This window comes from Microbacterium wangchenii (assembly GCF_004564355.1).
GTDB classification, from domain to species: Bacteria; Actinomycetota; Actinomycetes; order Actinomycetales; family Microbacteriaceae; genus Microbacterium; species Microbacterium wangchenii.
Genome location: NZ_CP038266.1, coordinates 1,106,174 through 1,131,738, shown reverse-complemented (window position 1 = coordinate 1,131,738; position 25,565 = coordinate 1,106,174). Strand labels below are relative to the sequence as shown.

Here is a 25,565-nt window from a genome sequence, read left to right as displayed (position 1 = left end):
TTCCGCGCGTTCGCGCCACATCAAAGCGGCGCGGATGCACCGAAGTGGCGCGAACGTGGTGGCCGGCGCGGCAGCGCGGGGGCTACCAGCTGGCGGGGAGCGCCTTGCCCTCGTCGTAGCCGGCGGTGGACTGGATGCCGACGCGCGCGCGCTCGGCGAACTCCGGGACGGTGGCGGCACCGGCGTACGTGAAGGCCGAGCGCACTCCCGAGGTGATCATGTCCACGAGATCCTCGACGCCCGGCCGCAGGGGGTCGAGGTAGATCTTCGACGAGGAGATCCCCTCGGCGAACAGCTCCTTGCGGGCCAGCTCGTAGGGGTCCAGCCGGCCGAAGCGCTCGTGCACGGCCTTGGTCGAGGCCATCCCCCACGACTCCTTGTACGCGCGGCCCTGGTCGTCCACGAGCAGTTCGCCGGGGGCCTCGATCGTCCCGGCGAACCACGAGCCGATCATGACGGATGCCGCGCCGGCCGCGAGCGCCAGGGCCACGTCGCGCGGATAGCGCACACCGCCGTCCGCCCACACGTGCGCGCCGAGCTCCCGGGCGGCCTGCGCGGTCTCCAGCACCGCGGAGAACTGCGGGCGCCCCACGGCGGTCATCATGCGCGTCGTGCACATGGCGCCCGGGCCCACGCCGACCTTGAGGATCGAGGCACCGGATTCGACGAGGTCGTGCACCCCTTCTGCCGTGACGATGTTGCCGGCCACCAGCGGGATGCCGAGACCCAGGTCCGCCACGACGCGCAGCGCCCGCAGCATCCCCTCCTGGTGCCCGTGGGCGGTGTCGAGCACGAGCACGTCGACGCCGGCGGCGGCCAGGGCACGCGCCTTGGCCGCGACGTCTCCGTTGATGCCGATGGCGGCGGCGACGGCGAGACGGCCGGATCGGTCGACGGCCGGCGGATACAGCGAGGCGCGCAGCGCGCTGCGTCGTGACAGCGTGCCCACGAGCCGACCGTGTTCGAGCACGCACACCGTCTCGGCCTCGGCGGCCACGAGCAGGTCGAAGGCATGCCGCGCACTGCCGACGTCCTCGGCGTCCAGCGACGCGACCCCTCCGTGGGCCAGGTCGCCCAGGAGCGCGTCCGGCTGCGCGGTGCCGAGCCCCCCGGCCGGCACGACGCTGACGATCTGGTCGATCGTGAGGTGCTCGGCACCGGTGTCGGCCACCACGATCCCGTGCCCCGGTGTGGCCGGGAGGAGACGGCGGGCATCGGCCACCGTCGCGGTGGGCGGCAGGACGAGGGGCGTGTCCCACGGCACGGGCTGGGCCTTGACCCAGCGGATGGCGGCGTCCAGCTCCTGCAGCGGCATGTCCTGCGGCAGCACGCCCAGCCCGCCGCGTCGGGCGAGCGTCGCCGCCAGGCGCGCCCCCGTGACGGAGTTCATGTTCGCCGACACCAGCGGCAGGCGGGCGGGCGTACCGTCTCCCGGGGTCAGGTCCACGTCCAGCCGGCTGGCGACGGAGGAGCGGCGCGGGACGAGGAACACGTCCGCGTAGGTGAGGTCGAGGTCGGGCTGGGCGCCGGAGAACTCCATACCTCCACGCTACCGATCCCCCCGCCGCGCGGCACGGTCCGTCGGCCGGTGGACGGGCCACCGCGCGCCCGGTGAGCTAGGCTGGGGGGCGGTGCGCGGAGGCTGATTTCCGCGCAGCCCACCGATCTTCACCGAGGAAAGCAGGCGATCGACCGTGTCGAGCCAGGTCACAGGCGTCGGTACTTCGAACGAGGGCGAATTCGGGGCCAATGAATGGCTCGTCGATGAGCTCTACGAGCAGTACAAGGTCGATAAGAACTCCGTGGACAAGGCGTGGTGGCCGATCCTCGACGCGTACCACCCCGTCGTCTCCGATGGGGGCGCGAACGGGAACGGCGGAGGCACCGAGCCGAAGCCGGTGACCGCACCGATCCCCGTCGTGGGTGCGCAGCCGGTGGCCCGCACGACCGCGAAGCCCGCGGCGCCGCAGCCGATCCCCGCACAGGCACCCGCCAACGCCCCGGCGTCGGCGGAGCGCCTCGAGGAGGACAAGGTCACGCCGCTGCGCGGCATGCCCAAGACGCTCGCGGCCAACATGGACCAGTCGCTGACCGTCCCCACCGCCACGAGCGTGCGGACCGTGCCGGCGAAGCTGATGATCGACAACCGCATCGTCATCAACAACCACATGTCGCGCACGCGCGGCGGCAAGATCAGCTTCACGCACCTCATCGGATGGGCGATCATCCAGGCGCTGAAGGAATTCCCGAGCCAGAACGTCTTCTACGCGGAGATCGACGGCAAGCCCTCGGTCGTGGCGCCGGCGCACATCAATCTCGGCATCGCGATCGACATCCCCAAGCCCGACGGCACGCGCGCCCTCCTGGTGCCGAGCATCAAGCGCGCCGAGAGCCTCACGTTCGGCGAGTACCTCTCCGCCTACGAAGACCTCGTCCAGCGCGCCCGCGCGAACAAGCTGGGCGCCGCGGACTTCCAGGGCACGACCATCTCCCTCACCAACCCCGGCGGCATCGGGACGGTGCACTCGGTGCCGCGCCTGATGAAGGGTCAGGGATGCATCGTGGGCGCCGGCGCGCTGGAGTACCCGGCGGAGTTCCAGGGCGCCAGCGAGAAGACGCTCAACGAGCTGGCGATCGGCAAGACGATCACCCTGACCAGCACGTACGACCACCGCGTCATCCAGGGCGCCGGCTCGGGCGAGTTCCTCAAGAAGGTCCACGAGCTCCTGACGGGCCAGCGCGGCTTCTACGACGACATCTTCGCGGCGCTGCGCATCCCCTACGCCCCGATCCACTGGGCCGGCGACATCAACGTCGACGTCTCGGAGCGCATCAACAAGACCGCGCGCGTGCACGAGCTGATCAACTCCTTCCGCGTGCGCGGGCACCTGATGGCCGACATCGATCCCCTCGAGTACGTGCAGCGCACGCACCCCGACCTGGAGATCGAGTCGCACGGCCTGACCTTCTGGGATCTGGACCGTGAATTCGTGACGGGCGGGTTCGGCGGCAAGCGCCAGATGAAGCTCCGCGACATCCTCGGCGTGCTGCGCGACTCGTACTGCCGCACGATCGGCATCGAGTACATGCACATCCAGGACCCCACGCAGCGCAAGTGGTTCCAGGACAACGTCGAGGTCAAGTACACCAAGCCCGGTCACGACGAGCAGCTGCGGATCCTGTCCAAGCTCAACGAGGCCGAGGCGTTCGAGACCTTCCTGCAGACCAAGTACGTCGGGCAGAAGCGGTTCAGCCTCGAGGGCGGCGAGTCGCTCATCCCGCTGCTGGACGAGATCCTGCAGGGCGCGGCATCCGCGGGCCTGGACGGCGCGGCGATCGGCATGGCCCACCGCGGGCGCCTGAACGTGCTGACCAACATCGCCGGCAAGACGTACGGGCAGGTGTTCCGCGAGTTCGAGGGCTCGGTCGCCGTGGGCAGCAAGCGCGGCTCGGGCGACGTGAAGTACCACCTCGGCACCGAGGGCACGTTCCTCGCCGACGCCGGCGAGGAGCTGCCGGTGTACCTGGCCGCCAACCCCTCGCACCTGGAGACCGTCGACGGCGTGCTGGAGGGCGTGGTCCGCGCCAAGCAGGACCGCAAGCCCATCGGGACGTTCTCGTGGCTGCCGATCCTCGTGCACGGTGACGCCGCGTTCGCCGGGCAGGGCGTCGTCGTGGAGACGCTGCAGATGTCGCAGCTGCGCGGGTACCGCACCGGCGGCACGATCCACGTCGTGGTCAACAACCAGGTCGGCTTCACCACGACCCCCACCGACGCACGCACGTCGGTGTACGCCACGGATGTCGCCAAGACGATCCAGGCGCCCATCTTCCACGTCAACGGGGACGACCCCGAGGCTGTCGTCCGCGTGGCCGAACTGGCATTCATGTATCGCCAGGAGTTCCACCACGACGTCGTCATCGACCTGGTCTGCTACCGCCGGCGCGGTCACAACGAGGGCGATGACCCCTCGATGACGCAGCCGCTCATGACCAACCTCATCGAGGCCAAGCGCTCGGTGCGCCGCCTCTACACCGAGTCCCTCGTCGGTCGCGGTGACATCACCGAAGAGGAGTACGACCAGGCCAAGCAGGACTTCCAGCGCCGCCTGGAGGTCGCCTTCGCCCAGACGCACGAGGCCGAGACGGGCGCCAACCCGATCGTGGATCCGGATGCGTCGGAGGAGCCGGCCAGCGGTGCACCCGACACCACCGGCGTGCCGCGCGAGGTCGTCCACTCCATCGGCGATGCCTTCGTCAACAAGCCCGAGGGCTTCACAGTGCACACCAAGCTGCAGCAGCTGCTGGACAAGCGCCTGGAGATGAGCCGCAGCGGCAACATCGACTGGGGCTTCGGCGAGCTGCTGGCCTTCGGGTCGCTGCTGCTGGAGGGCACCCCGGTGCGCCTGGCCGGGCAGGACTCCCGCCGCGGCACGTTCGTGCAGCGCCACTCGGTGCTGCACGACCGCGAGAACGGCCAGGAGTGGATCCCGCTGACCAACCTGAGCGAGAACCAGGGCCGGTTCTACGTCTACGACTCGCTGCTGAGCGAGTACGCGGCGATGGCCTTCGAGTACGGCTACTCCGTCGAGCGTGCCGACGCGCTGGTGCTGTGGGAAGCGCAGTTCGGCGACTTCGCCAACGGCGCCCAGTCGGTCATCGACGAGTACATCTCCGCCGCCGACCAGAAGTGGGGACAGCAGTCGAGCGTCGTGCTGCTCCTCCCCCACGGCTACGAGGGTCAGGGACCCGATCACTCCTCGGGCCGCATCGAGCGGTACCTGCAGATGTGCGCGCAGGACAACATGACCGTCACGCGTCCCTCCACCCCCGCGTCGTACTTCCACCTGCTGCGGCGCCAGGCCTACCAGCGTCCGCGCCGTCCGCTCGTGGTCTTCACCCCGAAGGCGATGCTGCGCCTGCGCGGGGCGACGAGCCGCGTGGAGGACTTCCTGACCGGACGGTTCGAGCCGGTGCTCGACGACGACCGGCAGATCGACCGCTCCGCCGTCAAGCGCGTCCTGATGCACGCGGGCAAGATCCACTGGGATCTGCGCGGCGAGCTGGAGAAGAACCCGAACCCCGAGGTCGCCCTCGTGCGCCTCGAGCAGTACTATCCCGCACCCGTCGACGAGCTCAACGCCGTGCTGGAGACCTACCCCAACGCGGAGCTGGTGTGGGTGCAGGACGAGCCGGAGAACCAGGGCGCGTGGCCGTTCATCGCCCTCGAGGTGGTCAAGCACCTGCGCGGACGCACGATCCGTCGCGTCTCGCGCGCGGCAGCGGCGTCGCCGGCGACCGGATCGCCGAAGGTGCACGCCCAGGAGCACGCCGAGCTCATGCGCATGGCGCTGACCCTGTAGGAGTCGGATACCACGAAGGCCCCGGGAAACCGGGGCCTTCGTGGTATCCGTGACCGTGCAACGGTGCCGGCGTCAGTACCAGATGCTGAGGACGGGCGTGACGGCGGGCGCGAAGGCACGCGTCAGCGCAGCCACGCTCACCGCGTCGCCGTCGATCCCACCCGCGGTGGCCAGGGCATCCGGGCGCACGCCGCCGAGCAGGATGGAGGCCAGCGCGCTCGCCCCCAAGGTGACCTCCGGCGCGTCCTCGGTGGGCGTCACGGTGGCGTTGCCGTCCTCCCCGACCGCGACCCGCCACGTCCCCTCGGCGAAGCCGAGCGGATCCTCCACGCGTACCGCGAGGTCCAGCGGGGCGGCGTAGGAGCGGATGCCGAGGGCTCGGGGCACGTCGAGGATCCGCAGCCAGTGGTGGTCGGTGCGCGTCTCGCGGACGGCGCGGTGGTCGGAGAGCATCCACCGGATCGGGGAATCGGCCGGTTGCAGGGTCGCCACGACGGTGCCGACGAGATCGTGCTCGATCGCGAAGCGCCACAGCGCGGCGTACGCGTCGTCGTCCGCGGTGAACAGCCCGCGGATCCTCAACTCCTGCCGCGACCCGTCCTCCCCCTTCTCCGCGACGGAATACACGAGGATGCCGTCGGGCTCGCCCGTGCGCCGATAGGCCACGGCACGGACCTTGCGTGCGTCGTCATCGCCGGGGCGGAGCCCCGACATGCGCCGCCACAGCCCGGGCCAGCCGGCCGCCTCGCCGGGACGCTGCCGCCGCGTGCGCTCGTGGAGCGCCGCGAGCGCGTCGGGCAGCTCGTCCTGGCTCAGGAAGTCCAGACGGCCCTGCGGGCGGCGGCCCGTCCACTGCACGCGCCGGGTGTCGATCGTGAGGTCGGAGGTGAACACCGCCGGCCCGAACCCCCACCGGCCGTAGATCGTCGCCTCCGACACCGTCAGTCCCGCCAGGGCGAAGCCCGCGTCCGCAGCCGTCCGCAGTTCGCCGGTGAGCATCGCGCGCGCGATGCCGCGGCGGCGATGGGTGGGAGCCACCGTGACGCCGCTGATGGCCCACACCGGGACCGTTCGCCCGGGCTCGCTGGTGAGCTCGGTGACCCACGAATCCACCGTCCCGACGGGGACCTCGGGGTGGATCGCGTCGCGGTCGAACACGCCGGTCAGGCGCCGAGGGCTCAGCGCGACACGCGAATCCGCGATCTGCTCTGTGGTCGGCTCGCCGTCCAGGAAGCCGCGCGAGACGGCGGAGTGGAAGACCTCGAAGCCGGGACCGTCGTTCGCGACGAGCGCGTACTCCAGATTCTCGGCGGCCAGCTGCTCGGCCGAGGTGGGATCGAGCGGAAGCGAGTGGGCGTCGACGTCAGCCATGAGCCCAGCCTAGGGGCCGGGTCCGACACCCGCGCCGGTCAGCGCGTCGTCAGGCGACGGGATCGGCGCGCAGTCGCGCGATCACGAGGTCGCGCAGCTCCTCGGGCGCGCTCTCCTTGCACGCACGTGCCACCACGTCGGTGAGGGTTCGCGCGAAGTGCGCCTCGTCCCGGCACCCGGGGCAGTGGGCGAGGTGTTCGGCGATGTCCTCGGGACTGGTCTTGCAGACCTCGTCGCGCAGGTACTCCTCAAGGTCGCGTCGCGCCTTCTCGCAGCCGCAGTCGCTCATTTCGTCACTCCCGTCGCGGCGGAGATGCCGCGCTCCTTCGCATAGTCCGTCAGCAGTTCACGCAGCATCCGCCTGCCACGGTGCAGGCGGCTCATGACCGTGCCGATCGGTGTCTTCATGATGTCGGCGATCTCCTGGTAGGCGAAGCTCTCGACGTCGGCGAGGTACACCGCCAGCCGGAAATCCTCCGGAATCGACTGCAGGGCGTCCTTCACGACGGATGCGGGCATCCGGTCGATCGCCTCCGCCTCGGCCGAGCGTGCGCTCGTGGCCGTGGTCGATTCCGCTCCCCCGAGCTGCCAGTCCTCGAGGTCGTCGATGGTGCCCTGGTAGGGCTCCCGCTGCTTCTTGCGGTAGGTGTTGATGTACGTGTTGGTGAGGATGCGGTACAGCCACGCCTTGAGGTTGGTGCCCTGCGTGAACGTCCCCCACGAGCCGAAGGCCTTCACGAAGGTCTCCTGCACCAGGTCGGCCGCGTCGGCCGGGTTGCGCGTCATGCGCATCGCCGCGGCGTACAGCTGGTCCATGAAGGGGAGCGCCTGCTCTTCGAACTGCTCGCGCGCTTCGACGGTGGCATCGGCCTTGTCGTTCATCACGCGCCAGTCTACGTCCGACGGCGCGGCCACGACCCAGGACTCCGGCCGGGACCTGTCCAGGACAGCGATCATCTGCTCCTCCTTCACTAGGGTGGAACCGATGACCCTCGACGGCTATTCCCCCGCGACCTCCGACACCGCGCCCCGCGGTGAGTGGCTCGCGCCCGTCGCCGACGGGCCTCTGCGTGCGACGGTGGTCGTACCCGGGTCGAAATCGCTCACCAACCGGGAGCTGATCCTCGCCGCGATCGCCGATGGACCCAGCGTCCTGCACGCCCCGCTGCATTCGGACGACTCCGCCCGGATGGTGCGGGCCCTCACGACGCTCGGGGTGAGCGTGGAGAGCGTGGACGACAACGGCGCGAGCGCCGACCTGCGCATCACGCCCGTGGCCCCCTTCCGGGGCAACGTCGAGATCGACTGCGGCCAGGCCGGCACCGTCATGCGCTTCGTCGCGGGGCTGGCGGGCTTCGCCTCGGGCGAGGTGACGATCACCGCGCACGAGAGCGCCCTGCACCGGCCGATGGGATCCCTCATCGCGGCACTGCGCGACGTGGGCCTGGACATCGACGACGGCGGCCACTGGGCCCTCCCCTTCACGGTGCGCGGGCACGGCCACGTGCGCGGGGGCGAGGTCGAGATCGACGCGAGCGCCTCCAGCCAGTTCGTCTCCGGTCTGCTCCTGGCCGCGCCCCGCTTCGACGTGGGCCTGCATCTGCGCCACACCGGGGCGCGCCTGCCCAGCATCCCGCACATCGACATGACGATCGAGTCGCTGGCCCACCGCGGCATCCACGTCGAGCGCCCCGCGCCCGGCGAGTGGATCGTGCCGCCGGGTCCGGTGCGCGGCAAGGACATCGCGATCGAGCCCGACCTCTCCAACGCGGCGCCCTTCCTGGCCGCCGCGATGGTCGCCGGCGGCCAGGTGACGGTGCCGGGGTGGCCGCTGCACTCCACCCAGCCCGGCGCCCTCCTGGTGGAGATCCTCGCCGAGATGGGCGCGAAGGTCGTCCGCCGCTCGACCAACCTCACCGTCACCGCAGGCGAGTCGATCGAGGGCATCGACCTGGACCTGTCGGCGGCGGGAGAGCTGGCCCCCACGCTGTTCGGACTCGCCGCCTTCGCCGAGTCGCCCACGACGCTGTACGGCATCGGCCACATCCGCGGTCACGAGAGCGACCGCATCGCGGCACTGGTGTCGAACCTGCAGGCCCTCGGCGGAGAGGCGCACGAGCTGGAGGACGGCATCCGGATCGTGCCCCGGCCGCTGCACGGCGGGACGTGGCGCACGTATCACGACCACCGCCTGGCCACCACGGGCGCCCTCATCGGGCTGCGGGTCCCGCGGGTCCGGGTGGACGACATCGGCACGACGGCCAAGACGCTGCCGCAGTTCCCGTCGCTGTGGCAGGGGATGCGGGAAGGCGCCGGCCGCTGACGCGGACGAGGACGATGAGCTGGCTCGAGGATTTCGAGGACGACCAGGACGACGGCCCCGACGAGACCGACATCCGCGTCCGGCCCAATCCGAAGGCGAACCGCCCGCGCACCAAGCGCCGGCCCGCGCACGCCGACGCCGTCATCGCGCGTGTCCTGGGAGTGGACCGCGGCCGCTATGCGGTGCTCGTGGACGAGGACGGCCCCCAGGAGCGCCGGATCACCGCGACCCGCGCCCGCGAGCTGCGCAAGCAGGCCATCGTCACGGGCGACCGCGCACGGGTCGTCGGCGACATCTCCGGCGCCGAGGGCACGCTGGCCCGCATCGTCGGCATCGAGGAGCGCACGTCGCTCCTGCGCCGCAGCGCCGATGACACCGACCAGGTGGAGCGGATCATCGTCGCCAACGCCGACCAGATGCTCATCGTCGTCGCCGCGGCCGATCCCGAGCCGCGCGCACGGCTGGTCGACCGGTATCTCGTCGCGGCGCTGGATGCCGGCATCCGCCCGCTGCTCGTGGTCACCAAGACGGATCTGGCCGACCCATCGGCGTTCCTCGCGCACTTCGAGGGCCTGGACCTGGAGGTGTTCACCAGCGCGCCCGACGATGTCCCCCTCGAGCGCATCGGCGAGGCCCTCATCGGGCACTCGACGGTGTTCGTGGGTCACTCCGGCGTCGGCAAGTCGACCCTCGTGAACGCCCTCACCGGATCCGAGCGGGCGATCGGTCACGTCAACGTGGTCACCGGTCGCGGGCGCCACACCTCCTCCTCGACCGTGTCGCTGCGCTATCGCGGCGCCGGCGGCAGCGGATGGGTCATCGACACCCCCGGAGTGCGATCCTTCGGCCTGGGGCACGTGGACCCCGCCAACATCCTGGGTGCCTTCACCGACCTCGCCCTCATCGCGGAGGAGTGCCCACGGGGATGCACGCACCTACCGGATGCCCCGGACTGCGCGATCGTCGAGGCGGTCGCCGAGGGGCGCCTCGGGCCGGGCGGCGCCGCGCGGCTGGATTCGCTGCAGCGGCTGCTGACCACCTTCTCCGACCGTAAGGTGGAGGGGTGAGCACCCTCGAACCCGGAACCGCAGCGCCCGATTTCACGCTTTCCGACCAGGACGACCACCTCGTCTCGTTGCATGACTTCCGGGGCCGCCGCGTCATCGTGTACTTCTACCCGGCAGCCATGACGCCCGGGTGCACGACGCAGGCGTGCGACTTCCGCGACAGCCTCTCCTCCCTGCAGGGCGCCGGGTACACGGTGCTCGGCATCTCCCGCGACCTGCCGGAGAAGCTGCGGGAGTTCCGTGAGCGCGACGGCCTGGCCTTCCCGCTGCTGAGCGACCCCGACCACGCCGTGCACGACGCGTACGGCGCGTGGGGCGAGAAGCAGAATTACGGCAAGACCATCCAGGGCGTGCTGCGCTCGACGTTCGTGATCGACGAGGACGGCACCGTCGAGCACGCGATGGTCAACGTCAAGGCCACCGGCCACGTGGCGCGGCTCCGCAAGCTCCTGGGCATCGACGCCGCCGCCTGAACCATCCGTCAGGTCTGCTCTCCCGCGCGGGCCTGACGCCCGGCCGATCGCACGGTCAGGATCAGCATCACGCCGCACACCAGCGCCGGCGCCGCGATCAGCGCCGCCGTCGCGGGGTTCGCGTTCTCGCCGGTCAGCTCCCCCAGCGCGACGGCGAGGATGAGGGCCTGCGCGACGATGCCGCCGGAGCGGCCCCACGACTGCCCGCGCGCGGTGGCCACGGAGAACGCCGCCACCGCGACCGCCCCGACGAGGGTCAGCGCGGCCAGGGCGATCGCACTGGCGAGGGAGGCGGTGTCACCGGCCATCATCGCCACCACCTGCCACACGACGAGCACGGCGAGCCCGAGCGCTTCGAAGGCGAGGATCGCGGCGGCGATCAGTCGGACCATCATGCGGAACTCCTGGGGATCGGGTGCACGGGGGGACGAAAAGGCTGTCAACCGGCTGGAAAGCTCCCGTTCACCTCTTGATCGGTCCGGGTGCTTATGGGACGATATGTAAAGCCGTGTGCTCCCACAGCGACGTGGGGCGAGCCAGACGCTCGCATCTCCCCACCAGAGTATCGGACACCCGAAGCCGGGCTCTGATCAACCTGATTCCTCTCAAGGAGCACCACCATGGATTGGCGCGACAAAGCTGCCTGCCTGACCGTCGACCCCGAGCTGTTCTTCCCCGTCGGGAACACCGGACCGGCCGTCGACCAGATCGAGAAGGCGAAGTCGGTGTGCGCCCGTTGCACCGTCACCGAGGTGTGCCTGCAGTACGCCCTCGAGTCCGGCCAGGACTCGGGCGTATGGGGTGGGCTGTCCGAGGACGAGCGCCGCGCCCTCAAGCGCCGCGCCGCCCGCGCCCGCCGCGCGTCCTGACGCCGCCGCATCGCATCATCCGCGCCATGCGGACGCTCACGCGTCCGCATGGCGCTGTTGCGTGACGGGCTCAGCCCTCCCCGCGGGCGATGTAGCGCATCGGGATGTCGATGGTCACTTCCGTGCCGCTTCCCACGAGCGTGTGCCAGTCGATCGTGCCGCCGAGCTCGCCCTGGATGAGGGTGCGGACGATCTGCGTGCCCAGTCCCCGTCCCACCTGTCCCTCCGGCAGCCCCACCCCGGTGTCCCGCACACGCACCTCGAGGACGTCGTCGGTGCGCACGGCCGCGATCTCCACGTCGCCCTCCTGCCCGGCGAGGCCGTGCTCGACGGCGTTGGTCACCAGTTCGGTGAGAGCCAGGGCCAGGGGCGTGGCGTACTCGCTGGGGAGCGTGCCGAAGCGCCCGGTGGTGCGTGTCTGGGCCCGCGTGTTGGGCGCGGCGGCGACCTCGGCGACCAGCTTGAGCACGCGGGCGAAGACGTCGTCGAAGTCCACGTTCTGGGCGAGGCCCTCCGAGAGGGTGTCGTGCACGACCGCGATCGCCGACACGCGCCGCATCGCCTGCGTGAGCGCCTCGCGGGCCTCGTCCGAGTGCGTGCGGCGGGCCTGGATGCGCAGCAGGGAGGCGACCGTCTGCAGGTTGTTCTTGACCCGGTGGTGGATCTCGCGGATGGTCGCGTCCTTGGTGATGAGCTCCTGCTCCTGGTGACGGATCTCCGTCACGTCGCGGCACAGCACGATCGCCCCGATCCGCGTCCCCCGCTCGCGCAGCGGGATGGTCCGCAGCGACACCTGCACGCCGCGGGCCTCCAGGTCGGCGCGCCACGGCGCGCGGCCGGTCACCACGAGCGGGAGCGACTCGTCCACCTGACGCTTGGCGGGCAGGATGCGGCTGGTGACCTCCACGAGCGATTCGCCCTCGAGCTCGTCGTCGAAGCCCATCCGGTTGAACGCCGACAGCGCGTTGGGGCTGGCGAAGGTCGCGATCCCGTCGACGTCCAGGCGGATGAGCCCGTCCGAGGCGCGCGGGGCGCCACGGCGCGGCGCCGTGGGGGCGGACAGGTCGGGGAACTCCGCCGTGGAGATCATCCCGAACAGGTCGTCCGCGCAGTCGTTGAAGGTGATCTGCTGGCGCGAGGGGGTGCGGGTCTCCCCCAGGTTGGTGTGGCGGGTCAGGACGCCGACGGTCACCGCCGGCGCGCCGCCCTGGCCGAGCTCCCGCACGATCGGCACGGCTCGCACCCGCGTCGGAGTCTCCTCGAACCAGTCCGGTGACGCCGAGTCCACGATGCGCCCGCTGTGGAAGGCCTCGCGCACCTGGGTGCGCCACTGCGGGCGGACCCGGTCGCCGACGATGTCGCGATAGAAGAGGGTGGCCGCGCCGCTCGGGCGTGCGTGAGCGACGGCGATGAACGAGTCGTCCAGGGTCGGCACCCACACCACGATGTCGGCGAAGGCGAGGTCGGCCAGCAGCTGGCCGTCGCTGACGAGGCGGTGCAGCCAGTCGACGTCGGCCTCCGTGGAGCGGCCCTGGGCGTAGACGAGATCGCTGAGGGTGGACACCTCTCCACCCTATGCGGGCGCGCCGGGACCGCCGTCACGCGCTGCGCGGGACGCGGGCGCGAAGGGTGCGTCGCGCGGTGCGCCGCCGCTCCTGCGCGGCGGGGGCGGGGGCCACCGCCTCCCCCACGAACCGCCGCACGGCCGCGGCGAGGGGCGCACGCGGTGCCGTATCGGCCACCGGGCGGGCGGCGAGCATCGCGGCATCGGCCGAGCGAGGGTCGAGGGGCACGAACCACATGTCCTCGACCCCCGCGAACCGTTCCAGCGTGCGCCGCACCTGCCCGCGCGCGTCGATCCCGAGCGTCCCGGCGCGCAGGCGGTTCACCATCACCGCCACGGGCGTCGACCCGACGGTGGCGCGGAGCTCGGCGTGCGCACGCACGAACCGGGCGACTCCGACCGGGTCGGCCGCGCACACGGCCACCACGAGGTCCGACTCGCGCAGGGTCGCCAGCGTCGCGGCGTTGCGACGAGGCCCGTCCAGGTCGCTGACGACCTCCTCGTCGCGCTCCAGCGAGGCCGCGACATCCACCACCACCCAGTCCACCCACGACCGCGACGCCGACAGCACCGCCGCCACGCGGGCCTCGGAGAGCTCCGGCCAGCGGCCAGGGCGGTTGATCCCCGTCAGCACGTCGACGGTTCCGCCGGCGGTGCGCAGGGGGACGCTGATGCGACGCAGCTCCGCCTCGTCCAGCCCGCCCCGCTCCGCCTGCCGGCAGGCGGCGGCGAACCCCGGACCCTCGTCCGCGAGCCCCAGCGACAGCGCGATCGACGGCGCGTGCGAGTCGGCGTCCACGAGCGCGACCGCTCGTCCGCCGCGGGAGAGCTCCGCGGCGAGTTCGATCGCGAGGGTGGAGCGACCCGGCGCCCCGTGCGGACCCCAGACCGACACCACGCGGCCGGAGGCGGCGGGGACCGCGCGCGCGAGGGGAGCGGCGGGGGCCGTCAGCGAGTCGGCGAGCACCCACCCCTCGACCGCGAGACGGAGCGGGACGGTCAGCCCGAACCGCGCGGCCAGGCGCCGCCCCGGCTCGTCGTCGCACAGCGGCGCGATGCGCACGCCGTGCGCGTCGCACGCCGCGACCACCTCGGCGGTGAGGCTTGACGCCCCCACCTGCAGGACCAGGACGTCGATCTCTCCCCCGTCCAGGCGGAGCCGGGAGACCTCGGCCGCGCGCACCACCGCGCCGACCCGCACCCCCTCGATGCTCAGCTCGGTCGCGAGCCGGTCGCCGTGCGGGCCGTCGACGGCCAGCGCCACGCTCGTCACGGGGCCCCTCCGGCCACCGGAACGACCGAGAGCGAGGATCCGCCCGACAGCGCCGCGAGGGTCGCGGCGACGTCGGCGCGCGGGATGACGAGCTCGAGCGTCGCCCCGGCCTGCCCGATCACGCCCTCCTCGCGCACGACGTCGGCCACGGTGGCGTCGGCGACGAGGATGCGGGGAGTGTCGAAGAGGCCGCGCTCGAGCGCCGGCGCGTGCCACACCTCCACCCGCACGCCGGAGGCGACCGTGGCGGGCACGTCCGCCGCGGTGTCGACCACGACGGTCGTCACCCGCGCGTCGGCGCCGGCGCCGACGGCGTGCGCAGGCACGAGTTCGCCGGCGCTGATCGTGCGGGTCGCCACCGCCGCCTCGGGGAGCTCGCCGGGCGCGACGTACGCCTCGCCCGTCGCGCCCAGGGCGACGTCGACCGTGCGCAGATCGTCGGCGTCCAGGCTCTCCCCCGGCACGATCGTGCGGGCCGCCGCGAGCACGGGGACCGTCTGGCGGGCCGCTCCCACCACCAGCCACACGCCGGCGACGGAGACGACGACCAGGAGCACGCCGAGGAGGAACCGGGCGTCGCCCCAGAAGGGCCGCGATCGCGCACGCGGACGGTCGGAGGCAGTCATGCGGATATGGTGCTCCGATCACCGCAGGGGCATCGGTGTTTATCCACAGCGCCGCGAGGCGATTCGAGGGCCGCGGGGGTGCCGGTCATAATGGGCTCATGCCCGACCGTCCCCCCGCCGGCACGCACCTGCTCGCTCCCGCTCAGGTGGCGGAGCTGCTGAGCATCACGGTCGACGAGGTCGTCGCCCTCGTCCACGAGGGGCGGCTCCGCGGCATGCGCGTGGGCAGCCCCGCGCGGTGGCGCGTGGAGGAGGACAGCGTCGAGGCCTACCTGGAGGATCAGGCCGAGGAGGCCCGCCGCATCGCGCTGTGGCGTCAGTCCAACGCCGCGAGCTTCCCCGAGCTGTGGGGGCGCGGCGGCGCCTCCGCACGCGATTGACCGCTCACACCCGCAGCGACTCGGCGTGCCCGTCGATGCCGATCCACGCGACGGCGGCGAACGGCACGATGCGGTAGCCGGTCACCTCCGCCGCCCGGCGGATCGCCCCGCGCTCATGCACGGCCAGGTCCAGATGGTCCGCCCCGGCACGATCGATCGTGCCCGTGACCGACCTGCCGTCCACCTCGTGGACGGTGACACCCGAGCGACGGCGCACGAGGTCGCGCACCGCGAATCCGAACGTGGCCCGTCGTGACACGGCCGATCCGCTCGCCGCCGTCTCCGGCCGGGCGGAGCGCAGCAGCGCGGCGTGCGGCAGGGTGACGCCGGCGATCGCGCTGAGCGGCACGAGCGCGGCGCCCGAGCGCGAGCCCCACGGGGAGGCCAGGAGCCAATCGGCCCCCAGCCCGGCCACCGGCGCGGACAGCGTCGCCCCGCCCCGCAGCTCCAGCCCCGCGGCCACGGGGTCGGCGTCACCGGTCGCCACCAGCGCCGCGAGGCGCTCGTGCAGCGTGATGCGGGCAAGGCGCAGCCGCTCCGCTTCGGTCTCCAGCGCAGCGCGCTCCGCCTCCCACTCGGAGGCGAGCTGGTCCTCGATGTCCTCGAAGAAGCGATCCCAGCGCATGGCGCGAGGCTAGAGCACCGGTGCCGGAAACGACCGGAGTTGTCCACATCCGTCCACGGACCTGGTCGCCGCGCCCGGGGGTGTGCTCTACTGATCGCGAGAAATCTCCTCTCGCACGACATCCCCCTGTCGAGATAGGCGCGCATATGGCACCGATGCCGGCGGGCTCGCTCCCCGCACACCCCGTGACGGCCCGCGCCGCCGATGTGGACGAGTTCTTCGCCCCGCAGCGCACCTCCAGCTCCGCCCTCCCCGATCCCGACGCCCTGCTGCGCAACCTCACGCGCGGCGTGCTGGAGGTGCTGGCCGGCGTCCGTGAGATCGAGCAGCTCGCCCGCTGGCTGACCGAAGACGCGTACCGGGCGCTGCTGACGAGGGCCAACCTCGCCACCCGCGCCCGCAGCGCGCGCGGCGTGCCCGCCACGCGTCCGGTGCACGCCATCCGTTCGGTGCGCGTGTGCGTTCCCGCCGACGGGGTCGTGGAGGCCGTCGTCGTGGTGGTCACGCCGGCGCGCACGCGCGCCGTCGCGATGCGCCTGCAGGGCATCGACCGCCGGTGGCGGGCGACCTCACTCGCCCTGCTGTGACGCGTCAGTCGGCGTCGATCATCTCCAGCAGGCCCTTGAGGGCATCGCGGATCTCGTCGTGGTCGTACTGCCCCGCTCGACTCTCGCCCGAGATGACGCCGGAGCGACGCACCTTCTGGAAGTCACCGAACGGGAACGAGTAGGCGCCCTTGGTCTCCCGGTTCTCGCTCCTGTCGATGCCGAGGTGCCAGTGCGCGTACTCCGTCCAGCCTTCCTTCTCGATGAACGCGTTCTCGTCGGCTGCCGAGGGGGCCGCCTCCGACCAGTCGTCGCGTTCGTCCTTGACCACCTTCCCGTCGCGGATGAGCGCGCGGGCGTGACGCAGTGCCGGTTGGTTCAGTTCGATCGCCATGCCGGCGACATTAACTCCCGGCGGGAAGGTGCGGGACACCCTTGACGCGGCGCCGACGGTGCCGCGATCCTACGGCCGGTAGGACGCCAGGAAGTTCCCGAGACGCTCGATCGCGTCGGTCAGCACGCGCGCCTCCGGCAGCGTCACGATGCGCAGGTGGTCGGGGGTCGGCCAGTTGAACCCCGTCCCCTGCACGAGCAGGACGTGCTCGGCGACGAGGAAGTCGTAGACGAACTTCCCGTCGTCGGGAATGTCGTACACCTCCGGATCCAGGCGCGGGAAGGCGTACAGCGCGCCCTGCGGGCGCACGCAGGAGACCCCCGGGATCGCCTCCAGGCTCTCCCACGCGGCATCCCGCTGCTCGTGCAGACGTCCCGACGGCGCGATGAGCGCGTCGATCGACTGCACGCCCGTGAGCGCTGCGAGCACGGCGTGCTGAGCGGGGACGTTCGCGCACAGCCGCGTGGACGCCAGCAGCTGGATGCCCTCGAGGAACCCGGCCGCGTGCGTCTTCGGACCGGTGATGGCCAGCCACCCCGACCGGTAGCCGGCGACGCGGTAGGTCTTGGAGAGCCCGTTGAAGGTCAGGCACAGCAGATCCGGCGCGACGACGGCCATGGGGATGTGCGCGGCGTCGTCGAAGAGGATCCGGTCGTAGATCTCATCGGAGAGGATGAGCAGCGAATTCTCGCGCGCGATCTGCGCGATGCCTTCCAGGACCTGACGCGAGTACACCGCGCCGGTGGGGTTGTTGGGGTTGATCACGACGATCGCCTTCGTGCGCGGGGTGATCTTCGCGCGGATGTCGTCCAGGTCGGGCTGCCAGCCGTCGAGCTCGTCGCACAGGTAGTGCACCGGGGTGCCGCCGCCCAGGCTCGTCATCGCCGTCCACAGCGGGTAGTCCGGCGCGGGGATGAGGACCTCGTCACCCTCGTCCAGCAGCGCCTGCATGACGATCGTGATGAGCTCGGAGACGCCGTTGCCGAGGTACACGTCATCCGGATCCAGCGCGGGGAAGCCGGCGACCTGCTCGTAGCGCGAGACCACCGCCCGCCGCGCCGACATGATGCCGCGGCTGTCGCTGTAGCCGTGGGCGTGCGGGAGCGCCTCGATCATGTCGCGGACGATCTGGAACGGCGCCTCGAAGCCGAAGGACGCCGGGTTGCCGGTGTTGAGCTTGAGGATCGCGTGACCCTCCGACTCCAGCCGGTCGGCCTCGACGAGGGCCTGCCCGCGGATCTCGTAGAGGACGTCCTTCAGCTTGGAGGACTGATCGAGGGGGCGAAGCGGGCTCATCGGATCAGGATATCCCCGGCCCGCGTGCCGGCATGCGCACCCTCAGCGGGCCAATCCCCGCCCCGTGGCGCCCGAGCCGACCCGACCGCTTTCGACCTCTCGCACCGCCGAAGGGGCCTACTTCTTCTTGTCGGCGGCGCGACGCTGGGCGCGGTTGGCCGCGGGGGCGGCGGGGCCGGCACCGTCGGTGCGCTGTCCGAAGGCACCGCGCGGGGCCTCGGCGGTGCGGGTGGGAGCACCGCCGGTCGCCGCGGCGGCCTGACGCAGGCGACCCGTGGCGGCCTGCTGCACCTGCCCGCGCTCGTTGCGCACCTCCACCTCACCGGCGTCATTGGCCGCCGAGTACTCCAGTCGCGGGGTTTCGGCGGGACCGGCCGAGAGGCCCTTGGCCTCCACCTGCGCGCCCTGCTCGCCCTCGGCGCGGCGCACCTCCACCTCGAGGTTGAACAGGTAGCCGACCGACTCCTCCTTGATCTGCCCCATCATGGCCTGGAACATCTGGTAGCCCTCGCGCTGGTACTCGATGAGCGGGTCGCGCTGGGCCATCGCCCGCAGGCCGATGCCGTCCTTGAGGTAGTCCATCTCGTACAGGTGGTCGCGCCAGCGGCGGTCCAGCACCTGGAGCACGACGCGCCGTTCGAGTTCGCGCACCGCCTGCTCGCCGAGCTCTTCCTCGCGCTTGGCGTAGGCGATGCGGGCGTCGGAGAGGATCTCCCGCTTCAGGCCCTCGGCCGTGATGCGGCCGCGCGCGCCGGCGTCGGCGACGACCTCGTCGATCGTCACGCCCACCGGGTAGAGGGTCTTGAGCTCCGTCCAGAGGGCGTCGAAGTCCCAGCTCTCGGTGTGACCGCTGCCGGTGTGGTCGTCGATGACGGCCGAGATGGCGTCCTCGATGAAGTGCTGCACGCGGTCGGCGATGTCATCGCCCTGCAGGATGTGGCGGCGGTCGGCGTAGATCGCCTCGCGCTGGCGGTTGAGCACGTCGTCGTACTTCAGGACGTTCTTGCGGATCTCGGCGTTGCGCGCCTCCACCTGGGCCTGTGCGCTCTTGATGGCGCGGGAGACCATGCCGGATTCGATCGCGACGTCGTCGGGGAAGTTCGCACGGGCGAGGATCGCCTCGGCGGCCCCGGACTGGAACAGGCGCATGAGGTCATCGGTCAGCGACAGGTAGAACCGGCTCTCGCCCGGGTCGCCCTGACGGCCCGAGCGACCGCGCAGCTGGTTGTCGATGCGGCGGGACTCGTGCCGCTCGGTGCCCAGGACGTACAGGCCGCCGGCTTCGACGACCTTCGCGCCCTCCTCGGCCGCGGTCTCGCGTACGCGCTGGTACACCGCATCCCATTCCGCCTCGTACTCCTCGGGAGTCTCGACCGGGTCCAGGCCCTGCGCCTTCAGCTCCTGCACGGCGAGGAACTCGGGGTTGCCGCCGAGCATGATGTCGGTGCCGCGCCCCGCCATGTTGGTGGCGACGGTGACGGCGCCCAGGCGCCCCGCGCGCGCGACGATCTCCGCCTCGCGCGCGTGGTTCTTGGCGTTGAGCACCTCGTGCTTGATGCCCTTCTTCGCCAGCAGGCGCGAGAGGTACTCGCTCTTCTCCACGCTCGTGGTGCCCACCAGCACCGGCTGCCCGGTGGCGTGGCGCTCGACGATGTCTTCCACGACCTGGGCGAACTTCGCCGTCTCGTTCTTGTAGACGAGGTCGGACTGGTCCTTGCGGATCATCGGCTTGTTCGTGGGGATCGGCACGACGCCGAGCTTGTACGTCGACATGAACTCCGCCGCCTCGGTCTCGGCGGTGCCGGTCATGCCGGCGAGCTTGTCGTAGAGGCGGAAGTAGTTCTGGAGCGTGACGGTGGCCAGGGTCTGGTTCTCGGCCTTGACCGGCACGCCCTCCTTGGCCTCGATGGCCTGGTGGATGCCCTCGTTGTAGCGGCGACCGACGAGGATGCGGCCGGTGTGCTCGTCGACGATCATGACCTCGTCGTTCATGACGACGTAGTCGGTGTCGCGCTTGAACAGGGCCAGGGCCTTGATGGAGTTGTTGAGGAACGAGATGAGCGGGGTGTTGGCCGACTCGTACAGGTTCTCGATGCCGAGGTAGTCCTCGACCTTCTCGATGCCGGGCTCGAGCACGCCGATCGTGCGCTTCTTCTCGTCCACCTCGTAGTCCACGCCCGCCTCGAGCGTGCGGGCGATCTTGGCGAACTCGGCGAACCAGCGGTTGGCCTCGCCGGACGAGGGGCCCGAGATGATCAGCGGCGTGCGGGCCTCGTCGATGAGGATGGAGTCCACCTCGTCGACGATGGCGTAGTAGTGGCCGCGCTGGACGAGGTCCTCCTTGCGCCACGCCATGTTGTCGCGCAGGTAGTCGAATCCGAACTCGTTGTTGGTGCCGTAGGTGATGTCGCACGCGTACTGCGCGCGGCGCACCTCGGGGGTCTGTCCCGAGACGATGACGCCCGTGGTCATCCCGAGGGCACGGTAGACGCGGCCCATCAGCTCGGACTGGTAGGTCGCGAGGTAGTCGTTGACGGTGATGACGTGCACGCCCTGCCCGGCGATAGCGTTGAGGTAGACGGCGAAGGTGGCCGTCAGCGTCTTGCCCTCACCGGTCTTCATCTCGGCGATGTTGCCCAGGTGCAGCGCCGCGCCGCCCATCACCTGCACGTCGTACGGGCGCTGGCCGAGCGTGCGCTGGGCGGCCTCGCGCACGGCGGCGAAGGCCTCGGGCATGAGGCGGTCCAGGCTCTCCCCCGCCTCGAAGCGCGTACGGAGCTCGGCGGTCTCGCCACGCAGCTCGTCGTCGGTGAGGTGGGAGTAGTCCTCTTCCAGCGCGTTGACGGCCTTCACGACCTGCTGAAGCCGCCGGAGGACGCGCCCCTCGCCGGCACGGAGCAGTTTCTCGAGAGGATTGGCCACGGAGGATCTCCATCTGTCGGGTTCGGCCGTGTGCTGACGCACGTGGCCCGCCTGCACGCAGGCATACCGTGCCATGTTATCCGTTCGTGACACGGAGGATCCTGCGAGGATCCGCCGAAAGCAGGGCTGGCGCCGCTTTCCCGGAAAGCATATGCTCGAAAAGCATCTTCCGGGAAAGCAAAGGGGCTCACATGTCGGTACGCCAAGGTCTGCTCGCGATCCTCGCGCAGGGCCCCTGTTACGGGTATCAGCTGAGGGTCGAGTTCGACCGCCGCACGGGATCGACGTCGACCCTCAACGCGGGACAGATCTACAACACGCTGGAGCGCCTCGAGCGCGACGGATTCGTCCGCCGCGGCCTCGTCGACGACGAGGGACACGTGTTCTACGAGATCACCGACGCCGGCCGCGACGAGGTGCGCCGTTGGCTGGACACGCCCGTCGCGCGGCCGGCGGGGACCCGCGATGAGCTGCCCATCAAGATCGCACTGGCCTCGACCCTGCCGGGCGCCGACCTCGCGGCCATCATCCAGAGCCAGCGCCGGGCGTCGCTGGCGCGACTGCAGGGGCTCAACCGCGCGAAGTACGCCGGCGCCACGGATGGGCCCGAGGAGCTCGCGTGGTCGCTGATCGCGGATTCGATGATCTTCGAGGCGGAGGCGGAGGTGCGCTGGCTGGATCACATCGAGCAGCGCCTGGCCGCCGGCCCACCCGTTGCACCGCTTCCGATCGAGCCCGTCCGCCCTGCGCGCTCCTCCTCCCCCACCGCATCCGTGCGAGGTGAGCGATGACCGCTGCGGCGCCGGTGCTGCGCCTGTCGGGCGTCTCGCAGCAGTACGGGTCGGGCGAGACGTCGGTCACGGCACTGAGCGGGATCGATCTGGACGTCGCGCGCGGCGAACTCGTGGCGGTGATGGGCGCATCCGGTTCGGGGAAGTCGACCCTGCTCTCGATCGCCGGTGGACTGCAGCAGCCGACGGCGGGCGAAGTGATCGTCGAGGGCGACTATCTCTCCAGCGCGCGGCCACGGGAGGTGGCCGCGCTCCGCAGGCGCTCCCTCGGCTTCGTGTTCCAGGACTTCAACCTCATCCCGACGCTGACTGCGCTCGAGAACGTCACCCTGCCGCTCGAACTCGACGGCTTCCGCAGCCGCGTCGCGCGGCGTGCGGGCCGCGACGCCCTCGCATCCGTCGGCCTGGAGGAGCGCGCCGGCGCGTACCCCGACGACCTGTCCGGAGGCCAGCAGCAGCGGGTGGCGATCGCACGCGCCGTCGTGGGGAGCCGCCGGCTGATCCTCGCCGACGAGCCGACCGGAGCGCTGGACTCCGTGACCGGGGAGTCGGTGATGCGGATGCTGCGAGCCCGCGTGGATGCGGGGGCGGCCGGCATCCTCGTCACGCACGAGGCCCGGCACGCCGCGTGGGCCGACCGCATCGTGTTCCTCCGCGACGGGCGCATCGTCGACGAGTCGCGGCGCGAGGGCGCCGACTCGCTCCTGGCGAGCGCGCGGTGACGACGGCACGGACGCGTACCCGCGGCCCGGCGCGCCGACGCCGGCGCACGGGCTCGCTGAGCCGCTGGCGCGTCTCCGTACGCCTGGCTCGGAGACAGGCCGCACGGACCCGGCTCTCCAGCCTTCTCGTCGTGATCCTCATCGCCCTCCCGATCGCTGGGATGACCGGCTTCGCCGTGTGGGCGATGAGCTCGGTGAGCACGCCGGAGGAGCGTGCACGCGTGGAGCTCGGTCGGATGCAGGCGTGGGTGGCTCCGGCGGGCGTACCGGACGCGGGCTTCTGGCAGGCCCCGACCGAGCCGGAGTGGCACGGCTATCCCGTCGGAGCCGATGGCGTGTCGGAGGCATGGGAGGGCGCGCCGCTGGAGGATCCTGCCGCTGCGCTTGCGCCCGGCACGGAGGTCGTGGAGATCGTCGAGCGCGGCACTGTCCGCGTGGGCACAGCGGCGGGGGAAGCGCCCGTCACGGCCTGGGCGGGCGAGACATGGCACGAGGAGTTCGCCGGCAAGTACGACCTCGTCGACGGACGACGACCGTCGACCGCGTCCGAAGCGATGGTGACTCCCGCCGCATTGGAGCGTCTCGGCATCGGAATCGGCGGTGGGCTTGTACTCCCCGCCGAGGACCTGACCTTCACCGTGGTGGGCACCCTCGACGCGGCAGGGGTACCCGACGCCGACGCGGGAGTCTTCCTCCCGCTGACCGATCGGACGCGCCAGTTCGTGTCCGGCGAGCACCGTTGGTATCTGCCGGAGCCTGCCCTGCCGTGGTCGGACGTGGAAGAGCTCAACGAGCAGGGCGTCGTCGCACTGTCACGTGAGGTCCTCCTCGACCCGCCGACGCGATTGAACGAGGACGCGCAGCGCGCCCAGGCCAACCAGACCGCCGTGTTCTGGAGCATGGTCGCCGTCATCGCGATCGGAGGCGCGTTCGCCGCGTATGTCGTCGTGATGCTCGCGGGTGCCGCTTTCGCGGTGGCCGCCCGCCGCCAGCAACGCGCGCTCGCCATCGTCGCCAGCGTCGGCGGATCCCCTCGCGACCTGTTCCGCACCGTTGCCCTGCAGGGGACCGTCCTGGGCGCGGTCGGCGGCACGGTCGGCACCGCGCTCGGAGTGGGCCTGGCGGCCGGCGTCCTCGCGATCGTCGATGACGGCAGCGGCATCTCCCCATGGGGATTCCACGTGCCCTGGCTGGGCGTGGCCGGCATCTTCGTCTTCTCCGTGCTGGTCGGCACGCTCTCCGCGCTCGTCCCGGCCCGCACCGTGGCGCGCGCCGATGCCATCAGCGCACTTCGCGGGGCCCGCCGCCCGCAGCGGCCGACCGCGTCCCGCCCCGTCTGGGGCTCGGTGCTCCTGCTCGTCGGGGTGGGGATCACACTGGCGTGCGGGGTGGGCCTGGCCGTCCTCAACCGGAACGGTTCGGGCGTGAGGTGGGATTCACCCCTGAGCATGATCCCGGTCTACGGGATCGTGGCCGGGCCCATCCTGGCGCAGGTCGGCATCCTGCTCTCGGGACGTTGGCTCCTGTGGACCGTCTCGCGAGGGCTGTCGCGCGCCTCGACGGCCGCCCGCATCGCGTCACGGGATGCTGCCGCGAACGCGTCGCGCACCGTGCCGGCCTTCGCCGCCATCGGCGCGACGGTCTTCCTCGGCGTCTTCGTCGCCGCCGTCTCCGCGATGGGCACCGCGAACTCCGCGCGCACCCACGTCTACACCGCTCCCCTGGGAAGCGTCGTCGTCTCGATGGGACCGCCGCCCACGGCCTCGGGCGCCGAGCCACTCAGCGCGGACTCGGCGACGAGGGCGATCGAGTCCGCTCGCACCATGGTCGCCGACGCCGGGGCGGACGGCACCGCGACCATCGCCCGTCAGCTGCCGGTCTGGGACTATGCGGACGCCGACGACGTGCCCGATGACATGGTGCGGGCCCTGGCGGTGCTGCCCGAGCGGTATCTGCTCGATCCGGAGTCCGTGTGGGAATGGCGGGGGGCGGGGGATCCGCAGAACAACATCTCCGTCATCTCCTCGGACGAGCTGTCCGCGGCTCTCGGAGTCTCGCTGTCCGCCGGCGAGCGGGCCGCCTACGACAGGGGTGCGGTCGTCGTCACCGACCCGAGATATGTCGTCGACGGCACCGTGCAGTTGGGCGCGTGGTCCGGCCGCGATCTCTACGAAGGACGCGTACCCGACAACACCTGGCGGCCGCCCGCCGAGGGCCCCGAGCGCTCCGAGTCGATGTGGGAGGAGAGTGCCGACGCCATCGTCGAGGAGGGTGCCCGCGGGTCGATCGTCGTCGCGATGGCACCGCAGACCGCGCTCGACCTCGGCATCCAGGCGCAGCCCGAGGTCGTCATAGCCTCCTTCGACGATCCGATCTCGGTTGAGAGCCGCGACCGCCTCAACACGCAGGCGAACCTGGCCAGCACGCCGGACTACTCGCTGTGGGCGTACGTCGAAACGGGCCCACCGAGCGACCTGACGTGGCTCATCCCCCTGGCCACGACCGTCTCCGTTCTCGTCGTGGGGGCGAGCGCGGTGGCCCTCGGTCTCGCGCGGTTCGAGCGGCGTCCCGATGATGCGACCCTCGCCGCCGTGGGAGGCACTCCAGCCCTGCGACGGCGCATCGGGTTCTGGCAGGGCCTGCTGATCGCCGGGTTCGGGACGATCTCCGGCACAGTCGCCGGCATCCTCCCCGCGATCGGGCTGTCGATCCAGTCGCAGGGGACGCTGCGCCTGACGGACATTCCGTGGCTCGGACTCGCGGCTCTCGGGATCGCGCTGCCGCTGGCGATCGCTCTGGCCAACGCCCTGGTACCCCCGAGGCGGCCCGATCTCACGCGGCGCACGGTCATCGCGTGATCCGCGCACGACCTCCGTCCGGACTCCCCGTTCAGAATTCAGGAGATCGGCGGGCCACGGGGCCGATGGCGCCATCGTCCACGGCGTGTCTCCTGAATTCTGA

At 71.4% G+C, this 25,565-nt stretch carries 22 protein-coding genes; 10 read left to right on the top strand and 12 right to left on the bottom strand.

Features of this window, described 5'->3' with window-relative positions; all coding sequences use genetic code 11:
- Positions 1-82: 82 nt before the first annotated feature.
- Positions 83-1,540, bottom strand: a complete 1,458-nt coding sequence (gene guaB1, locus E4K62_RS05230) for a GMP reductase (RefSeq protein ID WP_135064461.1) — start codon at positions 1,538-1,540, stop codon at positions 83-85.
- A 154-nt stretch (positions 1,541-1,694) separates the two neighbouring features.
- On the opposite strand from guaB1, the gene E4K62_RS05225 reads away from it, so the two are divergent.
- Positions 1,695-5,363, top strand: a complete 3,669-nt coding sequence (locus E4K62_RS05225) for a multifunctional oxoglutarate decarboxylase/oxoglutarate dehydrogenase thiamine pyrophosphate-binding subunit/dihydrolipoyllysine-residue succinyltransferase subunit (protein WP_135064458.1) — start codon at positions 1,695-1,697, stop codon at positions 5,361-5,363.
- Positions 5,364-5,435: 72 nt separating this feature from the next.
- On the opposite strand, the gene E4K62_RS05220 is transcribed toward E4K62_RS05225, so the two are convergent.
- Genes E4K62_RS05220 through E4K62_RS05210 form a run of 3 tightly spaced genes read right to left on the bottom strand, consistent with a single transcriptional unit; the run spans position 5,436 to position 7,691 of the window.
- Positions 5,436-6,734 carry a GNAT family N-acetyltransferase gene (locus E4K62_RS05220; RefSeq protein ID WP_135064455.1) on the bottom strand — a complete coding sequence of 433 codons (1,299 nt, stop codon included), beginning with the start codon at positions 6,732-6,734 and terminating at the stop codon, positions 5,436-5,438.
- Between the two features lie 49 nt (positions 6,735-6,783).
- Positions 6,784-7,023: a zf-HC2 domain-containing protein gene (locus E4K62_RS05215; RefSeq protein WP_135064452.1), complete on the bottom strand. Its 240-nt coding sequence runs from the start codon at positions 7,021-7,023 to the stop codon at positions 6,784-6,786.
- On the bottom strand, positions 7,020-7,691 hold the full coding sequence (locus tag E4K62_RS05210; RefSeq protein WP_135064449.1) for a sigma-70 family RNA polymerase sigma factor: 672 nt from the start codon (positions 7,689-7,691) through the stop codon (positions 7,020-7,022). The genes E4K62_RS05215 and E4K62_RS05210 overlap by 4 nt, the downstream gene beginning before the upstream one ends.
- A 28-nt stretch (positions 7,692-7,719) precedes the next feature.
- On the opposite strand from E4K62_RS05210, the gene aroA reads away from it, so the two are divergent.
- Genes aroA through bcp form a run of 3 tightly spaced genes read left to right on the top strand, consistent with a single transcriptional unit; the run spans position 7,720 to position 10,597 of the window.
- The gene (gene aroA / locus E4K62_RS05205) at positions 7,720-9,057 is read left to right on the top strand and encodes a 3-phosphoshikimate 1-carboxyvinyltransferase (protein WP_135064446.1); all 1,338 of its coding nucleotides are present in this window, start codon (positions 7,720-7,722) and stop codon (positions 9,055-9,057) included.
- Between the two features lie 14 nt (positions 9,058-9,071).
- Positions 9,072-10,124, top strand: coding sequence for a ribosome small subunit-dependent GTPase A (gene rsgA / locus E4K62_RS05200; protein ID WP_135064443.1), 1,053 nt, complete (start codon positions 9,072-9,074; stop codon positions 10,122-10,124).
- A complete protein-coding gene (gene bcp, locus E4K62_RS05195; protein ID WP_135064440.1) occupies positions 10,121-10,597 on the top strand; it encodes a thioredoxin-dependent thiol peroxidase in 477 nt (158 codons plus the stop codon). The genes rsgA and bcp overlap by 4 nt, the downstream gene beginning before the upstream one ends.
- An 8-nt stretch (positions 10,598-10,605) precedes the next feature.
- On the opposite strand, the gene E4K62_RS05190 is transcribed toward bcp, so the two are convergent.
- The gene (locus E4K62_RS05190) at positions 10,606-10,992 is read right to left on the bottom strand and encodes a histidine kinase (protein WP_135064437.1); all 387 of its coding nucleotides are present in this window, start codon (positions 10,990-10,992) and stop codon (positions 10,606-10,608) included.
- Positions 10,993-11,217: 225 nt separating this feature from the next.
- Between E4K62_RS05190 and E4K62_RS05185 the strand changes: the two genes are divergently transcribed.
- Complete coding sequence (locus E4K62_RS05185; RefSeq protein WP_013583608.1) at positions 11,218-11,466, top strand: WhiB family transcriptional regulator; 249 nt, start codon at positions 11,218-11,220, stop codon at positions 11,464-11,466.
- Positions 11,467-11,536: 70 nt separating this feature from the next.
- On the opposite strand, the gene E4K62_RS05180 is transcribed toward E4K62_RS05185, so the two are convergent.
- Genes E4K62_RS05180 through E4K62_RS05170 form a run of 3 tightly spaced genes read right to left on the bottom strand, consistent with a single transcriptional unit; the run spans position 11,537 to position 14,929 of the window.
- Positions 11,537-13,030, bottom strand: coding sequence for a sensor histidine kinase (locus E4K62_RS05180; RefSeq protein ID WP_135064434.1), 1,494 nt, complete (start codon positions 13,028-13,030; stop codon positions 11,537-11,539).
- 34 nt (positions 13,031-13,064) lie between these two features.
- The gene (locus tag E4K62_RS05175) at positions 13,065-14,303 is read right to left on the bottom strand and encodes a CpaE/TadZ family protein (protein WP_240742825.1); all 1,239 of its coding nucleotides are present in this window, start codon (positions 14,301-14,303) and stop codon (positions 13,065-13,067) included.
- Positions 14,300-14,929 (bottom strand): SAF domain-containing protein, encoded by a 630-nt coding sequence (locus tag E4K62_RS05170; RefSeq protein WP_135064431.1) that lies wholly within the window; start codon positions 14,927-14,929, stop codon positions 14,300-14,302. The genes E4K62_RS05175 and E4K62_RS05170 overlap by 4 nt, the downstream gene beginning before the upstream one ends.
- A gap of 98 nt (positions 14,930-15,027) precedes the next feature.
- On the opposite strand from E4K62_RS05170, the gene E4K62_RS05165 reads away from it, so the two are divergent.
- Complete coding sequence (locus E4K62_RS05165) at positions 15,028-15,309, top strand: helix-turn-helix domain-containing protein (RefSeq protein ID WP_135064428.1); 282 nt, start codon at positions 15,028-15,030, stop codon at positions 15,307-15,309.
- A gap of 4 nt (positions 15,310-15,313) precedes the next feature.
- Here E4K62_RS05165 and E4K62_RS05160 read toward each other — a convergent pair whose 3' ends face one another.
- Positions 15,314-15,934 carry a hypothetical protein gene (locus tag E4K62_RS05160; RefSeq protein ID WP_135064425.1) on the bottom strand — a complete coding sequence of 207 codons (621 nt, stop codon included), beginning with the start codon at positions 15,932-15,934 and terminating at the stop codon, positions 15,314-15,316.
- A gap of 146 nt (positions 15,935-16,080) precedes the next feature.
- On the opposite strand from E4K62_RS05160, the gene E4K62_RS05155 reads away from it, so the two are divergent.
- On the top strand, positions 16,081-16,521 hold the full coding sequence (locus E4K62_RS05155; RefSeq protein ID WP_222707527.1) for an Rv3235 family protein: 441 nt from the start codon (positions 16,081-16,083) through the stop codon (positions 16,519-16,521).
- Positions 16,522-16,525: 4 nt separating this feature from the next.
- Here E4K62_RS05155 and E4K62_RS05150 read toward each other — a convergent pair whose 3' ends face one another.
- From E4K62_RS05150 to secA, 3 genes are all read right to left on the bottom strand, one after another.
- The gene (locus E4K62_RS05150) at positions 16,526-16,873 is read right to left on the bottom strand and encodes a hypothetical protein (RefSeq protein WP_135064422.1); all 348 of its coding nucleotides are present in this window, start codon (positions 16,871-16,873) and stop codon (positions 16,526-16,528) included.
- 69 nt (positions 16,874-16,942) lie between these two features.
- On the bottom strand, positions 16,943-18,169 hold the full coding sequence (locus E4K62_RS05145) for a pyridoxal phosphate-dependent aminotransferase (RefSeq protein ID WP_135064419.1): 1,227 nt from the start codon (positions 18,167-18,169) through the stop codon (positions 16,943-16,945).
- A gap of 117 nt (positions 18,170-18,286) precedes the next feature.
- Positions 18,287-21,091 carry a preprotein translocase subunit SecA gene (gene secA / locus E4K62_RS05140; protein WP_135064416.1) on the bottom strand — a complete coding sequence of 935 codons (2,805 nt, stop codon included), beginning with the start codon at positions 21,089-21,091 and terminating at the stop codon, positions 18,287-18,289.
- A gap of 191 nt (positions 21,092-21,282) precedes the next feature.
- Between secA and E4K62_RS05135 the strand changes: the two genes are divergently transcribed.
- The 3 genes from E4K62_RS05135 (at position 21,283) to E4K62_RS05125 (ending at position 25,462) form a co-directional block, all read left to right on the top strand.
- Positions 21,283-21,882 carry a PadR family transcriptional regulator gene (locus E4K62_RS05135; protein WP_135064413.1) on the top strand — a complete coding sequence of 200 codons (600 nt, stop codon included), beginning with the start codon at positions 21,283-21,285 and terminating at the stop codon, positions 21,880-21,882.
- Positions 21,879-22,604, top strand: a complete 726-nt coding sequence (locus E4K62_RS05130; protein ID WP_135064410.1) for an ABC transporter ATP-binding protein — start codon at positions 21,879-21,881, stop codon at positions 22,602-22,604. The genes E4K62_RS05135 and E4K62_RS05130 overlap by 4 nt, the downstream gene beginning before the upstream one ends.
- A gap of 131 nt (positions 22,605-22,735) precedes the next feature.
- Positions 22,736-25,462 carry an ABC transporter permease gene (locus tag E4K62_RS05125; RefSeq protein ID WP_240742824.1) on the top strand — a complete coding sequence of 909 codons (2,727 nt, stop codon included), beginning with the start codon at positions 22,736-22,738 and terminating at the stop codon, positions 25,460-25,462.
- Positions 25,463-25,565 lie beyond the last annotated feature (103 nt).